17 protein-coding genes are annotated in these 15791 nt (G+C 72.6%); 8 read left to right on the plus strand and 9 right to left on the minus strand.

Going from position 1 to position 15791, the window contains the following annotated elements:
- Positions 1–90 precede the first annotated feature (90 nt).
- A complete protein-coding gene (locus AQI94_RS16735; RefSeq protein WP_031059297.1) occupies positions 91–846 on the plus strand; it encodes an acyltransferase in 756 nt (251 codons plus the stop codon).
- A gap of 82 nt (positions 847–928) precedes the next feature.
- Here AQI94_RS16735 and AQI94_RS16740 read toward each other — a convergent pair whose 3' ends face one another.
- The gene (locus tag AQI94_RS16740; protein ID WP_031059295.1) at positions 929–1786 is read right to left on the minus strand and encodes an EamA family transporter; all 858 of its coding nucleotides are present in this window, start codon (positions 1784–1786) and stop codon (positions 929–931) included.
- A 93-nt stretch (positions 1787–1879) separates the two neighbouring features.
- Here AQI94_RS16740 and AQI94_RS16745 point away from each other — a divergent pair, with 93 nt between their 5' ends.
- Both AQI94_RS16745 and AQI94_RS16750 read left to right on the plus strand, forming a co-directional pair.
- Positions 1880–2452, plus strand: a complete 573-nt coding sequence (locus tag AQI94_RS16745; RefSeq protein ID WP_031059293.1) for a helix-turn-helix domain-containing protein — start codon at positions 1880–1882, stop codon at positions 2450–2452.
- Positions 2453–2472: 20 nt separating this feature from the next.
- A complete protein-coding gene (locus AQI94_RS16750; protein ID WP_031059291.1) occupies positions 2473–3030 on the plus strand; it encodes a YbaK/EbsC family protein in 558 nt (185 codons plus the stop codon).
- 2 nt (positions 3031–3032) lie between these two features.
- Here AQI94_RS16750 and AQI94_RS16755 read toward each other — a convergent pair whose 3' ends face one another.
- Positions 3033–4133 (minus strand): cation diffusion facilitator family transporter, encoded by a 1101-nt coding sequence (locus AQI94_RS16755; protein WP_391268842.1) that lies wholly within the window; start codon positions 4131–4133, stop codon positions 3033–3035.
- A 9-nt stretch (positions 4134–4142) separates the two neighbouring features.
- On the opposite strand from AQI94_RS16755, the gene AQI94_RS16760 reads away from it, so the two are divergent.
- A complete protein-coding gene (locus AQI94_RS16760) occupies positions 4143–4502 on the plus strand; it encodes an ArsR/SmtB family transcription factor (RefSeq protein ID WP_037945310.1) in 360 nt (119 codons plus the stop codon).
- A gap of 4 nt (positions 4503–4506) precedes the next feature.
- Here AQI94_RS16760 and AQI94_RS16765 read toward each other — a convergent pair whose 3' ends face one another.
- From AQI94_RS16765 to AQI94_RS16775, 3 genes are all read right to left on the minus strand, one after another.
- A complete protein-coding gene (locus AQI94_RS16765; RefSeq protein WP_031059287.1) occupies positions 4507–5718 on the minus strand; it encodes a 4-hydroxybenzoate 3-monooxygenase in 1212 nt (403 codons plus the stop codon).
- Positions 5719–5833: 115 nt separating this feature from the next.
- Positions 5834–7474 (minus strand): APC family permease, encoded by a 1641-nt coding sequence (locus AQI94_RS16770; RefSeq protein ID WP_031053177.1) that lies wholly within the window; start codon positions 7472–7474, stop codon positions 5834–5836.
- Between the two features lie 158 nt (positions 7475–7632).
- Positions 7633–8040 (minus strand): CoA-binding protein, encoded by a 408-nt coding sequence (locus AQI94_RS16775; protein WP_031053176.1) that lies wholly within the window; start codon positions 8038–8040, stop codon positions 7633–7635.
- Between the two features lie 180 nt (positions 8041–8220).
- On the opposite strand from AQI94_RS16775, the gene ppk2 reads away from it, so the two are divergent.
- Positions 8221–9024 carry a polyphosphate kinase 2 gene (gene ppk2 / locus AQI94_RS16780; protein WP_031053174.1) on the plus strand — a complete coding sequence of 268 codons (804 nt, stop codon included), beginning with the start codon at positions 8221–8223 and terminating at the stop codon, positions 9022–9024.
- 10 nt (positions 9025–9034) lie between these two features.
- Here ppk2 and AQI94_RS16785 read toward each other — a convergent pair whose 3' ends face one another.
- From AQI94_RS16785 to AQI94_RS16800, 4 genes are all read right to left on the minus strand, one after another.
- Positions 9035–9901 (minus strand): universal stress protein, encoded by an 867-nt coding sequence (locus AQI94_RS16785; RefSeq protein ID WP_062229857.1) that lies wholly within the window; start codon positions 9899–9901, stop codon positions 9035–9037.
- An 11-nt stretch (positions 9902–9912) separates the two neighbouring features.
- Positions 9913–10935, minus strand: a complete 1023-nt coding sequence (locus AQI94_RS16790) for a zinc-dependent alcohol dehydrogenase (RefSeq protein WP_031049153.1) — start codon at positions 10933–10935, stop codon at positions 9913–9915.
- A gap of 25 nt (positions 10936–10960) precedes the next feature.
- Positions 10961–11866, minus strand: a complete 906-nt coding sequence (locus AQI94_RS16795) for a universal stress protein (protein WP_031049152.1) — start codon at positions 11864–11866, stop codon at positions 10961–10963.
- A 146-nt stretch (positions 11867–12012) separates the two neighbouring features.
- Complete coding sequence (locus tag AQI94_RS16800) at positions 12013–12633, minus strand: DoxX family protein (RefSeq protein ID WP_031049150.1); 621 nt, start codon at positions 12631–12633, stop codon at positions 12013–12015.
- 1080 nt (positions 12634–13713) lie between these two features.
- Here AQI94_RS16800 and AQI94_RS16805 point away from each other — a divergent pair.
- From AQI94_RS16805 to AQI94_RS16815, 3 genes are all read left to right on the plus strand, one after another.
- Positions 13714–14178 (plus strand): Crp/Fnr family transcriptional regulator, encoded by a 465-nt coding sequence (locus AQI94_RS16805; protein WP_031049148.1) that lies wholly within the window; start codon positions 13714–13716, stop codon positions 14176–14178.
- 15 nt (positions 14179–14193) lie between these two features.
- Entirely contained in the window at positions 14194–14907 is a 714-nt protein-coding gene (locus AQI94_RS16810) for a CBS domain-containing protein (protein WP_031049146.1), read from the plus strand.
- A gap of 79 nt (positions 14908–14986) precedes the next feature.
- Entirely contained in the window at positions 14987–15688 is a 702-nt protein-coding gene (locus AQI94_RS16815; protein WP_031049143.1) for a response regulator, read from the plus strand.
- The last annotated feature ends 103 nt before the right edge of the window (positions 15689–15791 follow it).

Raw genomic sequence — 15791 nt, forward strand, 5'->3', positions numbered from 1 at the left:
GCGGTATCCCGAACCGTACGCCACCCGGTGGGGCGAAGATCACAAGCCCTCGGACCCATGGGGACCGCGTGTGCTCAGTACGGTGAGCTCGTGCCGAAGAGCAAGAACACGTTCTCATCCTGGCGGGGCCGCCTCGTACAGCGTGCCGTCCACGCGGGCTGGGCCTGGGTGCAGCGCACCGGCTCGGTCTCGGCCGAGCGCCCGGGGCGCTTCCGCTTCGGCGCGCTGGGCGCGCACAGCCGCCTGGCCTTTCCGCTGGGCACGGTGTTCGGTGAGCCGTGGATCCATGTCGGCTCCCACTGCATCGTCGGCGAGCAGGTCACCCTGACCGCCGGTCTGATGCCCGACCTGGACCTCGGCCCGGAGCCGATCCTGCGCATCGGCGACGGAGTCGTGCTCGGGCGCGGCAGCCACGTCATCGCCGACACCACGGTCAGCATCGGCAGCGACTGCTACTTCGGGCCGTATGTCTACGTGACGTCCACCAATCATTCCTACGACGATCCCCACGAGCCCATCGGCAAGCAGTGGCCGCGGATGGAGCCGGTGGAGATCGGGCCGGGCTGCTGGATCGGGACCGGCGCGGTGATCCTGCCGGGGGCGCGGATCGGACGGAACGTCGTGGTCGCCGCCGGTGCCGTGGTCCGGGGCACGGTGCCGGACCATGCCGTGGTGGCGGGGGCGCCCGCCCGGGTCGTACGCCGATGGACGGCCGAGGACGGCTGGCAGCCGCCGCTGCGCACGCCGGCTCCGGTGCCGATACCTCCGGAGGCCACGGCGGAGCAGCTGAACGCGTTGGCCGGGCTGGACGAGGACACCGTGGCCAGGCTGGCGGAGCTGGACTGAAGGCGGTACGGGGGTCCCGGGGCCGTTGCGGCATCGTCGTGGCCGGTCGCGCGGTTCCCCGCGCCCCTGGGTGGGAGTTGGATCAGCCCGTTGCCAGGAGCACGGTGCCCAGCAGGGCCAGACCTGCCCCCGCCGTCTGGAGGGTCCGCAGTCGTTCGCTGAGGAAGCCCCGGGCCGCCAGAGCCGTCACCACCGGGTAGAGGGAGGCGAGGACCGCGGCCACCGTCACCGGGCCGAGCCGGGCTGCCACCGCGTACGTGCCGTTGGCCGCCACGTCCGCGAGGCCGACGAAGGCGAGCGCGGGCAGGGACGGCCAGGGGAAGCCGGTGGCCGGGAGGGCCGGGGCACCCCGTCTCACCGAGACGTACAGCGCGGCGCCCCCCACCCCCACACTGACCACGCGCTGCACGAACAGGGCGAGGAACAGGCCGGTGACGGTGGTGGACGCCTCCGCGATCAGGACGAACACCGTGCCGAAACCGAGAGCCGCGATCAAGGTGAGGACGATCGCCCGACGCTGCACCGGGGCTCCGCGCATCTGGGGGCCGCCCGCCAGGATCACCCCCGCGACGGCCACCGCGATGCCCATGGCCTGCACCGGCCCGGGACGCTCGCCGAGGAAGAGACCGACGCCGACCGGGATCGCCACGCTCAGCGTGCCCAGTGGGGAGACGACTCCCATCGGGCCCAGCGCGAGCGCCTTGTAGAAGCAGATCAGGGCCACCGGTCCGGCCAGCCCCGCGGCGCACGCGAACCACAGCCGGGGTCCCGCCTCGCTCCAGCCACCCGTCGCCACCACGATCGCGCCGAGGACGGCCGCCGCGATCCCCTGCGACACGACCACCACCGTGAGCGCCGGGAGCCGCCGGGTCAGCACCCCGCCGCCGAAGTCGGCCAGGCCCCACAACAGGCTGGTGGCCAGGGCGAAGAATGCTGTCACGGCTCGCCTCGCAGTACAGTTCGGTGAACGATCGGGTGCACCCCACCGTAGTTCATTCAGTTGCACTGTGTCATACAGAATATTGGACGTGACGTGTCGGACCTCGACCTCCTGACCCAGTCCCTCGCGCGCAACGTCAAGCGCTGGCGGACCGAGCGCGGCTTCACCCTGGACACCCTCGCCGCCCGGGCCGGGGTCAGTCGCGGCATGCTGATCCAGATCGAGCAGGCCCGCACCAATCCCAGCCTCGGCACCGTCGTGAAGATCGGCGACGCCCTCGGGATCAGCATCACCACGCTGCTCGACTACGAGCAGGGACCGAAGGTGCGGATCGTCCCCGCCGAGCAGGCCGTACGGCTGTGGCACACCGACGCGGGCAGCTACAACCGGCTCCTGGCGGGCGCCGAGGCCCCGGGGCCGCTGGAGATGTGGGACTGGCGGCTGATGCCGGGCGAGGCCAGCCCCTCGGACCCGCACCCCACGGGCACGGTCGAACTCGTGCACGTCACGGCCGGCGAGCTCACCCTCACCGTCGACGGGGTGGAGCACCGGGTCCCCGCCGGCGCCAGCGCCTCCTTCGAGGCGAACACCCCGCACACGTACGGAAACCAGGGCGCGGTACCGATGGAGATGGTCATGGCCGTCTCGGTGCCGGCCGTGTCCTGAGCGGCTGTTAGCGTGCCGCCATGGACGCACCCCTCGGACACTTCGACCACGCCGCCCCCGCCCCCGCCGCCCTCGACGACCTGATCCGCCCGGTCGCCGACGCCGTGCGCCACTGGAGCGGCAGCGTCCCCGCCGAGCAGATCGTGTACGTCGAGACCGACCCGCGGTGGGCCGACACCGCCGTCTTCGTGGAGCACTACGGCCGGGAGCTCCTGGAGCGGTCGGCGAACTGTGTCGTGGTGGCCGGCAAGCGCGGTGGGGAGACCACTCTCGCCGCGTGCGTGGCCCTGTCGACCACCCGGGTCGACGTCAACGGGGTCGTCCGTCGCCAACTGGGCGCGCGGAAAGCCTCGTTCGCCTCCATGGACATCGCGACGGGGGAGACCGGCATGGAGTACGGCGGCATCACCCCGCTCGGACTCCCCGCCGGCTGGCCGCTGTTGGTCGACTCGGCCGTGGTCGACCTGCCGTACGTCCTGGTCGGCAGCGGGCGGCGCCAGGGCAAGCTGCTGGTGCCGGGGAAGGCCTTCGCGGAACTGCCGGGCGCGGTGGTTCTCGAAGGGCTCGGCGTCGCCTGACCTCAGGCCGGCGCGTGGTGGGCGAGGGCGTGATGCGGGTCCGTCTCGCCCGGCACCGGGGCCGGGTCGGCGTGCACCAGGGCTGCCGTGAGCCGGGGCACCGCGTGCAGCAGGGCGTGCTCGGCCGCGACGGCGACCGCGTGCGACTGACGTACCGTCATGTCCCCGTCCACCACGACCGCCACCTCCGCGCGCAGCCGGTGCCCGATCCAGCGCAGCCTCAACTCGCCGACCCCGCGCACCCCTTCGACCTCCCGCAGCGCGACCTCGGCCCGGTCCACGAGGGCCGGGTCGACGGCGTCGAGCACCCGCCGGAACACCTCGCGCGCCGCGTCCCGCAGGACCAGCGTGATGGCGGCCGTGATCGCCAACCCCACGATCGGGTCGGCGAGTTGCCAGCCCAGGGCCGAGCCGCCGGCCCCGACGAGCACGGCCAGCGAGGTGAACCCGTCGGTGCGGGCGTGCAGTCCGTCCGCCACCAGCGCCGCCGAGCCGATGTCCCGGCCCACCCGGATGCGGTAGCGGGCGACCCACTCGTTGCCCACGAAGCCCACCAGCGCGGCCGCGGCGACCGCCGGGACGTGCGCCACGGGACGCGGATCGAGCAGCCGGTCGATCGCCACCCACCCCGCGAAGGCGGCGCTCGCGGCGATCGTCAGCACGATCACGATGCCCGCGAGATCCTCGGCACGGCCGTAGCCGTACGTGAAACGGCGGGTCGCCGCACGCCGGCCCAGCACGAAGGCGATGCCCAGCGGCAGGGCGGTCAGCGCGTCCGCCGCGTTGTGCACCGTGTCGCCGAGCAGGGCGACGGAACCGGACACCGCCACGACGGCCGCCTGCGCCAGGGCCGTGACCCCCAGCACCGCCAGCGAGACCCACAGGGCCCGCATGCCGCGGGCGGAGGACTCCAGGGCGGAGTCGAGCTTGTCCGCGGTCTCGTGGGAGTGGGGGGTGAGGAGGTGGGCGAGGCGGTGACGGAAGCCATGGCGTCGGTGCTCGTGCCCGTGCGGATGGCCGTGCTCGTGCCCGTGCTCGTGGTCGCTCACGTGGTGCCCCTTCCGGTGCGCGCGGTGGTGGACGTACCGCGCCCACGGAGCCATTATGTGCGTATGAGCGCACGCATGCACCTATCAACTGCGCACGATGCGCACCCGCGCACCCCCGGCGAGGAACAGTTCGCGCTCGCCGCCGAGATCCTCGCGCTGCTCGGCGACCGCACCCGCCTCACCCTCCTGCACGCCCTGGCCGGGGGAGAGGCCGATGTCACCACCCTCACCGAGGCGTGCGGGGCGGCCCGGCCGGCCGTCAGCCAGCATCTGGCGCGGCTCCGGCTGGCCGGACTGGTGAACACGCGCAAGGACGGGCGCCGGGTGATCTACACCCTGCGCGACGGGCATCTGCGCCGGCTCGTCGACGAGGCCCTGAACGTCGCCGACCACCGGCTCAGCGACCGGCCGGTGCACGACTGAGGGATCAGTACGCGGCCGCCGTGCCGAGATACTGCTCCGCGAAGGCCGCCGCGGCCGCCGGTGAGGTGAACAGGCGGCGGAGGCGGGCGAAGGTGGTGCCCGCACGGTACTCGTCGCCCGACGAGGTGCCGTGGTAGACCTCCGAGAGCCACTGGGAGAACTCCTGGTAGTCCCACACGCGCCGCAGACACGCCTGTGAGTAGCCGTCGAGGCCGCTGCCGTCGTCCTTGTCGAGATAGGCGACGAGCGCGTCGCCGAGCAGGAAGGCGTCGTGCAGGGCGAGGTTCATGCCCTTGGCCGCTATGGGCGCGGTGAGGTGGGCGGAGTCCCCCGCGAGGAAGAGGCGGCCGTACGTCATGGGCTCGACGACGTAGTTGTGCATGTCGAGGACGCGCTTCTCGATCAACGGCCCCTCGGTGAGCGGCGCGCTGCCCTCCGCGCCCAGCCGCTGCTGGAGTTCGGCCCAGACGCGGTCGTGGGACCAGTTGTCGGGGTCGTCGCCGGGCGGGCACTCCAGGTAGTAGCGGGTTACCTCGGGGCTGCGGGCCATGTGCCCCGCGAAGCCGCTCGGGTGGATGCCGAACAGGACGCAGTCGGAGGACGGCGGCGCCTGGGCGAGCAGGGCCAGCCAGCCGATGCCGTAGTCGTGCCGGGCGATGCGCGTGGTCTCGGGAAGCACGGTGCGGCTCACCCCGCGGGCCCCGTCGCAGCCGGCCACGAACTCGCACTCGACCAGCTGCCGTTCACCCGTGCCGGCATCGGTGTACGACACGGACGGCCGGGGCGTCTCCAGGTCGTGCAGCCGGACGTCCCGGACGCCGAAGCGGATCTCACCGCCCCGCACGTCGGCGTACTCCCGGACCAGGTCCGTGACCAACAGGGGCTGCGGGTACACGAAGTGGTGCTGTCCCGTCAGCTCGCCGTAGGCGAAACGGAAGCGCTCGCCGGCGAAGCGGAACTCGCACTCGGTGTGCACCTGAGCGCGCTCCAGCAGGGGGTCGGCCAGACCGCGCCGCTGCAGGCCCCGTACGGCCCACTCCTCGATGACACCGGCGCGGGGCCGCTGCTCGATGAACGCGCGGGTCTCCGCCTCCAGGACGAGGCAGTCCACGCCCGCGGCCCGAAGGATGTTGCCGATCGTCAGTCCGGCCGGCCCGGCACCGACTATGACGACCGGAAAGCGCTGTGGCGCACCGGAGTTGGGAGGGGAGGTCACCCGGACATTATGTCGGCGCCGCGCCGCGCCGCGCCGCGCCGCGGCGGGGGCGGGGGCGGGGGCGGGTGCCGGGTGCCGGGTGCCGCCCCACGCGGAGGCACCCGGTCCGCCTGCCTCAGTGCGCGGGCGCGTCGGTGACGACGACCTCGTCGATGCTGCGCTCGATCTCCGCGACCGGGGACGCGGTGGCCCGCGCCCAGTAGTAGATCGCGAGGGAGAAGGCGGCGATCAGCAGGATGTCCCACCACAGGCCGATCCGGCCCGAGCCGCCGCCGAAGCCGCCCTGCCAGGAGATCAGGCCCAGGCCCACCAGATGGACCGGCAGCCACTGGGCCGCCCTCCAGTCCAGGCGGGGCGCGTCGGGCAGCCCCTTGGCGAGGGCGTAGCGCGCGTAACCGCCGAGCAGCGCGTAGCCGAGGACGATCGCCACGCCCAGCCGCCACAGGGTGTGCCAACCCGCCCAGTAGATGATGAGGTTGGCCACCACGAAGGACACCGGCGACAGGACCGAGCCGGCGGGCAGCCGGTAGGGGCGCTCGTGATGGGGCAGGCGGTCGGCGAAGACGCCGTACGCCAGCGGGGCGCCCGCGTACATCAGGACGCTCGCCGAGGTGATGAAGCCGACCAGCTGCTGCCAGCTCGGGAAGGGCAGGAAGCAGACCACGCCGGTCACGAAGGAGATCGTGAGGCCGAACCAGGGCACGCCCCGCCGGTCGGTCCGCTCGAACAGCCTGGGCGCGTAGCCGTTCCTGGACAGACCGTAGGAGACCCGGGAGGTCGCGGTCGTGTAGATGAGACCGGTGCCGGCCGGCGAGATCACGGCGTCCAGGTACAGCACCACGCTCAGCCAGCCCAGGCCGACCAGGGTCGCCAGACCGGCCCAGGGGCCGCTGATGCCCGCGTAGTCGAGTCTCGCCCAGCCGTGCGCGAACGTACTGTGCGGCAGCGCGCCGATGAACACGATCTGGAGCAGCACGTAGACGACCGCGCCGATCGCGACCGAGCCGATGGTCGCGCGCGGCAGGTCACGCCTGGGGTTGCGGCTCTCGCCCGCCAGCTGGATGGCCTGCTCGAAGCCCAGCAGGGCGAAGATGATGCCGCTGGTGCTGATCGCGCTCAGCACGCCCTTGGCGCCGAACGGCGCGAAGCCCTCCGAGTGGAAGTTGCCCGGGTGGAAGTTGCCGATCGCGATGATGAAGATGGCCGCCAGCGGCACCGCGATCTTCCACCAGGTGGCCGCGCTGTTGGTGTGCGCGAGCGCCCGCACGCCGAGGAAGTTGACGACCACGAAGACCGCCATGAGGAGCACGGCGACGAGGAATCCGCTCGTGGTGAGCGTCTTGTCCGCGTGCTGGAACCCCTGCGCCCACGACCAGTGACCGGCGTAACCGATCATCGCCTCGACCTCGATCGGCGCCACGGTCGCCGCCTGGAGCCAGGAGAACCAGCCGAAGGACATTCCGGCGAGGCCGCCGAAAGCGTAATGCGGATACCGGGCGGTGCCGCCCGCCACCGGGAACATTCCGCCGAGTTCCGCGTGGACGAGGGCGAGCAGCACGATGGCGGCCGCGCCGATCACCCAGGAGATCACGGCCGCGGGGCCGGCCACGACGACCGCCTCCTGGGCGCCGTAGAGCCAGCCCGAGCCGATGATGGAGCCCACCGAGGCCCACATGAGCCCGATCAGCCCCACGTCCCGTCGCAGGCCGCCGCCCGACGTGCCCTTTGTCCCCGGTGCTGAATCGACGCTTACCATAAATTAAGGGGCCTCTCACGAATTACATACATTTACTGTGTGAGCAGCCCCAGATTACGAATCAACCGCCTTTGGATTAAAGGCGGTTGTCGTATGTTTGACTTCTCCGCGGGGAATTCCTTGCGATGTTTCAGGAATTCGGGGGAGGGGTGATGCCATCAGTCCAGGCGGGGGATCTCGATCGCCGGGCACCTGTCCATGACCATATCGAGGCCGGCGGCGCGGGTGCGGTCGTAGGCCGCCTCGTCGATGACGTCCAGCTGGAACCACACGGCCTTCGCGCCCTTGGCCACGGCCTCGTCGGCGACCGGTCCCGCCAGGTCGCTGTTGACGAACACGTCGACCACGTCCACCGCGAAGGGGATGTCGGCGAGGGAGGCGTACCCCTGCTCGCCGTGCACGGTCTCCGCCTTGGGGTGGACCGGCACGATCCGCTTGCCGTGGCGCTGGAGCACCTCGGCGACGCGGTAGGCCGCGCGCCCCTGATTCGACGACAGGCCCACGACGGCCCAGGTGTCGCCGAGTTCGGTGAGGATCTTACGGATGGTCGCTCGGTCGCCGTACACGGTGGATCTCCTAGGGGCGGGGGCATCGGCATGGAGGGAACACCGGCCGCCGTCCTGGTCTTCCCGGCGCCGACGGGCCTTCGGCGTGCGCGCTCCCGTGGCGGAAAGTACGGTGGCGGCCAGGTGTCCGACCTCGGACACGGGACGGCTGCCCGGCAGCCGTCGGAGGGTGGAGGCGGCATGACCGAGAAGGGCGCGGAGAAGCTGACGCGCAAGACCTACGAGAAGGAACTGCTGCGTCTGCAGACGGAGTTGGTGAAGCTCCAGGAGTGGGTGCGGGCCGAGGGCGCCCGGATGGTCGTCGTCTTCGAGGGCCGGGACGCGGCGGGCAAGGGCGGCACCATCAAACGGGTCGCCGAGCACCTCAACCCCCGCGTCGCCCGGATCGCGGCGCTGCCGAAGCCGACCGAGCGCGAGCGCAGCCAGTGGTACTTCCAGCGGTACGTCGAGCACCTGCCCGCGGCCGGCGAGATCGTGCTGTTCGACCGCTCCTGGTACAACCGGGCCGGCGTCGAGCACGTGATGGGCTTCTGCACCAAGGAGGAGCACCAGCTGTTCCTGCGCCATTGCCCGATCTTCGAGCGGATGCTCGTCGAGGCCGGGATCGTGCTGCGCAAGTACTGGTTCTCGGTGAGCGACACCGAGCAGCAGGAGCGGTTCCGCAAGCGTCTGGAGGACCCGCTGCGGCGCTGGAAGCTGTCACCGATGGACCTGGAGTCCATCACCCACTGGGAGGCGTACTCCCGGGCCAAGGACGAGATGCTGGTGCACACCGACATCGCGGAGGCGCCGTGGTTCGTCGTGGAGAGCGACGACAAACGCCGGGCACGGCTGAACATGATCGCCCACCTGCTCGGCTCCGTGCCGTACCGCGAGGTGCCGCCGCCGGTCCTCGAACTGCCCGAGCGGCCGAAGTCGACCGGGTACGAGCGCCCGCCGCGTGATCTGCAGACCTACGTCCCCGACCACGCGGCGAGTCTCTGAGCGCAGCCGCTCACCCCGCCTCGGGCACGATCGCGACCGGGCAGGCGGAGTGGTGCAGCGCCCGGTGGGCCACCCGGCCCAGCTGGAGCCCGAAGTGCCGGGGCCGGCGCCTGGCGCCCACGACCAGCAGGTCGGCGTGGCGCGAGGCGCCGACCAGCACCGCCCCGGCGGGGCCCTCGACCGTACGGCGCCGCAGCTCGGCGCCGCCGGGCGCGTCCCGGAGCGCCGCGTCCAGGGCCTCGACCGCCTGCCGCTCGTGCAGCCGGGCGGTTTCCCCGGTCAGCAGCGCGTCGTCGGTGCTCTCGTGTGCCGGGCAACGCCAGGCCCGTATCGCCTCCACCGGCACCCCGCGCCGCGCGGCCTCCTCGACGGCGAAGGCCAGGGCCGAACTCGTCCGGTCACCGGCCCCGACGACGACGAGGCCGTCCCGCCCGGCCCGGACCCGGTTGTCGTGGCTGCCCCGGACGACGATCACCGGGCAGTGCGCGTGCCCCGCCACGGTCAGGCTGACCGAACCCAGCAGCGCCTCGGCCATGCCGCCGCGGCCACGGGTGCCGGTCACCAGCGCACAGGCGCCGCGGCTCTCCCGCACCAGCGCGTACTCGGGCTCCTCGAAGACCACCTCGGCGGTCACCTTCAGGTCCGGGTGACGGGCGCCGGCCCGCCGGACGGCACTGTGGACCACGTGCTGCGGCAGCGCCCGGGCGGAGGGCTCGCCGAGGTCGTGGGCCAGGGCGGCGCCCTCGTAGCGTTCCCACAGGCAGGCGTTCACGATCCGCAGCGGCACACCCCTCAGGGCGGCCTCGTCGGACGCCCAGTCGACGGCCCGCAGGCTGGGCTCGGAGCCGTCGACACCGACGACGACCGGAAGATCCATCGACATCGCGCTCACCACCCGGCAGCGAGATCGAAGACGATCCGGGCCCTGACCTGACCGCGCAGCACGTCCTCGATGGACTCGTTCACGGAGGCAAGCGGGCGGGTCTCGGAGATCACCCGGGTCCGGCCGGCCGCGTGCAGCTGGAAGACCTCGGCGAGATCCTGCCGGGTGCCGACGATCGAGCCGATCACGCTCGTCCCGTTCAGGACGGTGTCGAAGATCGGGACCTGGACGGTGCCGTGCGCGGGCAGCGCGACCATGACGAGCTTGCCGCCGCGCCGGAGCCCCGAGTTGACGGCGGCGAAGGCGTCCTCGTTCACCGCGAGGGCGATCGCCGCGTGCGCTCCGCCGTACCCCTTGAGCACCTCGCCCACGTCGTGCTTGCGGGCGTCGATGACGAAGTCCGCGCCGAGTTCGGCGGCGAGTTCGAGCTTCTCGTCGGTGACGTCGATCGCGGCCACCTGGGCTCCGGCGATCTTCGCGTACTGCACGGCCAGGTGACCGAGCCCGCCGATCCCGGAGATCGCGACGAGCTGTGCGGGCCGCACACCGGCGACCTTGAGCGCCTTGTACGTGGTCACGCCCGCGCAGGTCAGCGGGGCGGCGTCGACGGCGGTGACACCGTGCGGCACCGGCTGGGCGAAGTCGGCCCGGGCCAGCATCTTCTCCGCGTAACCGCCGTCGCAGCCGTACCCGGTGTTGACCTGCAGCTCGCACAGCGTCTCCCAGCCGGACAGGCAGTGCTCGCACCGCCCGCAGGCGCTGCCCAGCCAGGGCACGGCGACCCGCTGCCCGACGGTCAGGTGGGTGACCCCCGCGCCGAGCTTCTCGACGAGGCCGACGCCCTCGTGGCCGGGCACGAAGGGCGGGTTCGGCCTGACGGGCCAGTCGCCGCGGGCGGCGTGGATGTCGGTGTGGCAGAGGCCGGAAGCCTCGACACGGACGCGGATCTGGCCGGGGCCGGGTTCGGGGTCGGGGCGTTCCTCGATGACCAGGGGCTCGCCGAAGGCTCGGACGACCGCTGCCTTCATGGTTCAACTCCTCAGGGTTGACGGGTCAGTTGTGCGGGACGACGGCGACGGGGGCGATGGAGTGGTGCAGGACGGCGTGGGTGACGGGCCCGATGTGGGCACCGAGCGTGCGGCGGCGGATTCGGCGCCCGACCACGACCAGGGAGGCCTCGCGGGAGGCGTCGACGAGGTGGTTGCCCGGGGTGCCGTAGGACGACTCCTCGGTGACCTCGACGTCCGGGAACTTCCGGCGCCACGGGGCCAGGACCTCGGCCAGGGCGGAGCTCTCACGCCGGGCCAGTGCATCGTGGAGTTCGAGGTCCACGGCCAGGCCGTAGGCGTAGTAGGGGGGCGGGTTCCAGCCGTGCACGACCCGCAGGCAGGTGCCGCGGCGGACGGCGGCGGCGAACGCGAAGGCGATCAGCTCCTCGTCCGGGCTGTCGATGTCGAGACCGACGACGACCGGGCGGAACGGGGTCGCGGCGGACGGGATGCCGACGGGATCCGTCTCGTGCTCGTCGGCGGCCTGCTGGTCGGCGCGGACCAGGACGACCGGCCGCTCGGCGTGCGCCACGACGGAGAGCCCCACCGAGCCGACCATGAACCCGCCGATCCCGCTCAGCCCGCGCGAGCCCAGCACCAGCAGTTCGGCGTCCTTCGCCGCGCCCAGCAGCTCTTCGGCGGGCCGGCCGGACAACTGCCCGATGCTCACGTCGAGTCCGGGGTGGCGCAGCCGGATGCCTTCCGCCGCCTCCCGGGGGACGCGCTCGGTCCAGTGCTGCTGGGTCTCCGCGCCGAGCAGCGGTGCCTGTGCGATGGGCTCGGGCACCGGTTCCCAGACATGGACCAGCCTCAACGGCAGGCCCAGCAGTCCTGCCTCACGTGCGGCCCACTCGGCCGCAGCCCGGCTCTCGCGCGAGCCGTCGAGACCGGCGGTGACGGTACGGACCATGATCTCCACCTCCTGATTCGAGCGTCGTCCTCGGACAGGGCCCACGGCAGGGGTCGTACGTCCCTGCCGTGGGCCGACCGGCCCGGGCCGGTCATCGGTGCGGCGGACCCGTTTCCCCTGAACGGGGCCCGCCGCGCCTCCCGCGGTCAGCGCAGCCAGCGGGTGCGGCTGACGAGCGGGAGCCTGGACCAGAGCCTGCCGAGGCCGAGGGTGTCGCCCGCGGAGACGACGGCCAGGGCGATCAGCACGAGGGCGTAGACGAGGTGGTAGTCGGCGAAGGGGTTCGTCGACATGCTCGGCGAGCCGTCGGAGAGGTGCTGGGCGGGCGGCCACTCCGCGACCCACATCAGCGCCATCATCACGGTGCCCGCGACGGCCGCGAAGCGCAGTGCCACGCCGGCGATCAGGGCGAGGCCGATGCCGCACAGACCCAGCATGAACAGCCAGTCGGCCCAGGTGTCCCCGGCCCAGGAGTGGAAGGTGGACTCCATCGGTCCCGCGGCCACGCCGCCGAGGAAGCCCTTGGTGGGCGAGCCGCCGTCGATCCAGCCCTTGCCGGACGGGGTGGCGTACCCGAGGCCGAAGGTCTTGTCGAGGAACGCCCACAGGAAGACGAACCCGGTGAGCAGGCGCAGGGAGGCGAACACGTAGGCCGGTGCGTCGCTGCGCGCCGACACGGTGGACTCGGCTGCGGGGGTGACCCGGCTCCTGCGCAAGGACGGCAGGTGGAAGCCGCGGCTCCGGTGAGGGTGCTCGTGCACGGCCATGGTGGTGGTCCCTTCAAGGAGCTCCGGTCGGTGCTTGACGTCCCTCACTCTGCTCGGGTGCGGTGGCGTCCGCCGGGTGCCGAAGGTCGGTGGACGGGGGGCTGAACGGCCCTGTGTGGAGGGCCGGTTGGGGGAGGCGGTGCCGCCGCGGGGCTTCCGTCGCGAATTCGGCTGCCTTGGAACGGGGTTCGCCTGCGGGTGCGTCAACTGGGTTCCTTGGGTGGCGTGTAGGGGTACGGCGTCGCGAACTCCCGGGGCTTGCTCGTGGCGGGGGTGGGGGTTGCGCTCCGGGGGTGGGGTCATGCCGGACCAAGGCGGATCCGAGGTGCTGGCCACGGGAGTTGAGGGGCTCACCGGCGGGGTAGGGCGGTTCTGCCGGTCCGGAGGTGGAGCCGGGCGGTCACGTCGGCCCAGGGGCGGAGTCGGGTGGCGGCTGTTCCGAAGCCGAGAGTCGAGCGGGTCGACTGAGGGACGGGGCTCCTGGGCCGGAGACCGGGTGGTGGGCGGGCTGGAGTCGAGTGGGCTGCCCGATGGGCCGGGCTCGGGGCGGGGCGGGGCCGAGCGGGTCGGAGCCGGGGCAGCGCTCGTATCGCGGTTGCGGGGGCGTGCCTGAGAGGCCGGGGCAGGCGGGGCGGCCGGGTCAGCCCGGCCCCGTCGGGCCGAGGCGGGGGCCTGGCGCGGGGTGCCCAGAACCTGAGGTGCCGCCTGAAGGGCGGGGTTCCGGGCTGGAGTCGGGCAGCCGTCTTGCTGGAGTCGGGTGGGCTGACCGCTGGTCGTCCCGACCACGGGGCGGAGTCGGGTGAGGGGTGCACCGGAGTCGGGTGGGCGGCGGCCTGGTGGTGATGCCGGCCGGGGGCGAGCGTCGGGTGTGCCGGAGTCGAGCGGGGCGCCTGTAGGGCGGGGGCCCGGGCTGGAGGCGGGTGCTGGAGTCGGGGGGCTGTTCCTGCGGGGCGGAGGACGGCCGGGGGCGGCTGTGTTGGTGCCGGGTGGCTTGGTGGTGGGGCCGAACGGCCCATGGGACCGGGGTGGGGGCGGGCGGAGGGTGGCTGTAGCAGTACTCCGTCCGTCGAGAGACACGCCATGATCACCACGCCTGCACCCAGCATGCTGCGCGCCCTGCCCGCCGAGTACCGGCACCGGCTGATGCGCGTCGCCCGTGAGGTGTCGTTCCCGCAGGGGGCGCGGCTGTTCGAGGAGGGGGGCCGGGCCGACCGGTTCTGGATCATCCGGACGGGCACCGTCGAGCTCGACATGCGGGTGCCGGGACGCCGGCCGGCCGTCATCGAGGCCCTGCGGCACAACGAACTCGTCGGCTGTTCCTGGCTGTTCGCCCCGCACTGCTGGCACCTGGGCGCCGAGGCGACGAGCCCGGTGCGGGCGTACGAGTTCGACGCCACCGCCGTCCGCCTGATGTGCCAGGAGGACCCGGCCATGGGCAGCGCCGTGGCCCAGTGGGTCGGGGACGTGCTCGCCCACCGACTGCACGCCGCGCGGATCCGGCTCCTGGACCTGTACGCCCCGTACGGCTCCGGCACCATGGTCTGAGGGAGAAGTGGCATCATGCACGGCACTCCGCACATCGTCGGCGACGTCATGACCCGTACCGTCGCCGCCGTCGGCCGCACGGCCGGCTTCATGGAGATCGTGCGGCTGATGCGGGACCGCAGGGTCAGCGCCGTGCCCGTCGTCGACCGCGGGGGCCGGGTCGTCGGGGTCGTCTCCGAGGCCGATCTGCTGCCCAAGGAGGAGTTCCGCGACAGCGACCCGGACCGGTACACCCAGCTGCGGCGCCTGCCCGACCTGGCGAAGGCCGGAGCCGTCACCGCGGAGGAGCTGATGACCTCACCGGCGCTCACCACGCGCCCGGACGCGACGCTCGCCCAGGCCGCCCGCACCATGGCGCACGCCAGGATCAAGCGGCTGCCCGTCGTGGACGAACAGGGCCTGCTGCAGGGCGTCGTCAGCCGGTCCGACCTGCTCAAGGTGTTCCTGCGCGGCGACGAGGAGATCGCCGAGGAGGTGCGGCGCGAGATCGTGGCGTACCTCTTCCCGCCACCGGCCTCCTCGGTCCGCGTCCGGGTGGACGACGGCGCGGTGCGGCTCGTCGGCCGGGTCCGGGACACGTCGCTGATCCCCGTGGCCGCCCGGCTGGTACGAGCCGTGGAAGGCGTCGTGGACGTGGACTTCGAACCGGAGAAGGACACCGAGGAGGACACCCCGTCGGACCCCGCGGTCGCCCAGCGCTCCGGCGCACCTTGGGCCGGTCGGCCCTAGTGCGTCCGGCCCCGGCGCGCGATGATCGTCCATACGGACTGCCCGCGGTACGTCCGCCACCGGGGAACGAGGGATTGTCATGACCGAGCCAGGCACCTTCACGGAGCAGAACCCGATCCGGGTCTTCCTGCTGGACGACCACGAGGTCGTACGACGTGGCCTGACCGACCTGCTCGACGCCGAACCGGACATCTCGGTGGTCGGTGACGCCGGCACCGTCGAGCACGCCCTGGTGCGCGGCCCGGCACTGCGCCCCCACGTGGCCGTGCTGGACGTACGTCTCCCGGACGGCGACGGCATCACCGTCTGCCGGGAACTGCGCAGCCAGATGCCGGAGCTGGCCTGTCTGATGCTGACCTCGTTCGACGACGAGGACGCCCTCCTCGACGCCATCATGGCCGGGGCCTCGGGCTATGTCCTCAAGCAGATCAGGGGATCCGACCTGGTCTCGGCGGTCCGCACGGTCGCCTCCGGCCAGTCCATGCTGGACCCCGCGACCACGGCCCGTCTGATGCGCTCCCTGCGCGCCGAACCCGCCGAGACGCCGGCGCTCGCGCCCGAACTGGCGAGCCTGTCGCCCCGTGAGCGGGACATCCTCGCGCTGATCGGGGACGGACTGACCAACCGCGAGATCGGCAAGAAGCTCTACCTCTCGGAGAAGACCGTCAAGAACCACATCTCCCGGCTGCTGGCCAAGCTCGGCGTCCAGCGCCGCGTCCAGGCCGCGGTCCTGGCCTCGCAGCTGGAGCACCCGGAGTCGGACGACCGCCCCACCAGGTGAGGGCCCGCCTCCGGAGCTTTCGGCTACGGAGCTCTCGGTTGCGGGGGCACCGGCGCCGGGGCGATCGGTTGCGGCGCGGGGCGCAGTGTGCGCAGCAGTCGCA

The organism is Streptomyces pseudovenezuelae, assembly GCF_001513955.1.
Lineage (GTDB): Bacteria > Actinomycetota > Actinomycetes > Streptomycetales > Streptomycetaceae > Streptomyces > Streptomyces pseudovenezuelae.

Bases quoted from the DNA above. Each gene is read 5' to 3' on its own strand.
- AQI94_RS16750 (WP_031059291.1), top strand. From the start codon at position 2,473: ATGGACGCACCCCTCGGACACTTCGACCACGCCGCCCCCGCCCCCGCC.
- AQI94_RS16755 (WP_391268842.1), bottom strand. From the start codon at position 4,133: ATGGCTCCGTGGGCGCGGTACGTCCACCACCGCGCGCACCGGAAGGGG.
- AQI94_RS16760 (WP_037945310.1), top strand. From the start codon at position 4,143: ATGAGCGCACGCATGCACCTATCAACTGCGCACGATGCGCACCCGCGC.
- AQI94_RS16770 (WP_031053177.1), bottom strand. From the start codon at position 7,474: ATGGTAAGCGTCGATTCAGCACCGGGGACAAAGGGCACGTCGGGCGGC.
- ppk2 (WP_031053174.1), top strand. From the start codon at position 8,221: ATGACCGAGAAGGGCGCGGAGAAGCTGACGCGCAAGACCTACGAGAAG.
- AQI94_RS16785 (WP_062229857.1), bottom strand. From the start codon at position 9,901: ATGGATCTTCCGGTCGTCGTCGGTGTCGACGGCTCCGAGCCCAGCCTG.
- AQI94_RS16790 (WP_031049153.1), bottom strand. From the start codon at position 10,935: ATGAAGGCAGCGGTCGTCCGAGCCTTCGGCGAGCCCCTGGTCATCGAG.
- AQI94_RS16795 (WP_031049152.1), bottom strand. From the start codon at position 11,866: ATGGTCCGTACCGTCACCGCCGGTCTCGACGGCTCGCGCGAGAGCCGG.
- AQI94_RS16800 (WP_031049150.1), bottom strand. From the start codon at position 12,633: ATGGCCGTGCACGAGCACCCTCACCGGAGCCGCGGCTTCCACCTGCCG.
- AQI94_RS16805 (WP_031049148.1), top strand. From the start codon at position 13,714: ATGATCACCACGCCTGCACCCAGCATGCTGCGCGCCCTGCCCGCCGAG.
- AQI94_RS16810 (WP_031049146.1), top strand. From the start codon at position 14,194: ATGCACGGCACTCCGCACATCGTCGGCGACGTCATGACCCGTACCGTC.
- AQI94_RS16815 (WP_031049143.1), top strand. From the start codon at position 14,987: ATGACCGAGCCAGGCACCTTCACGGAGCAGAACCCGATCCGGGTCTTC.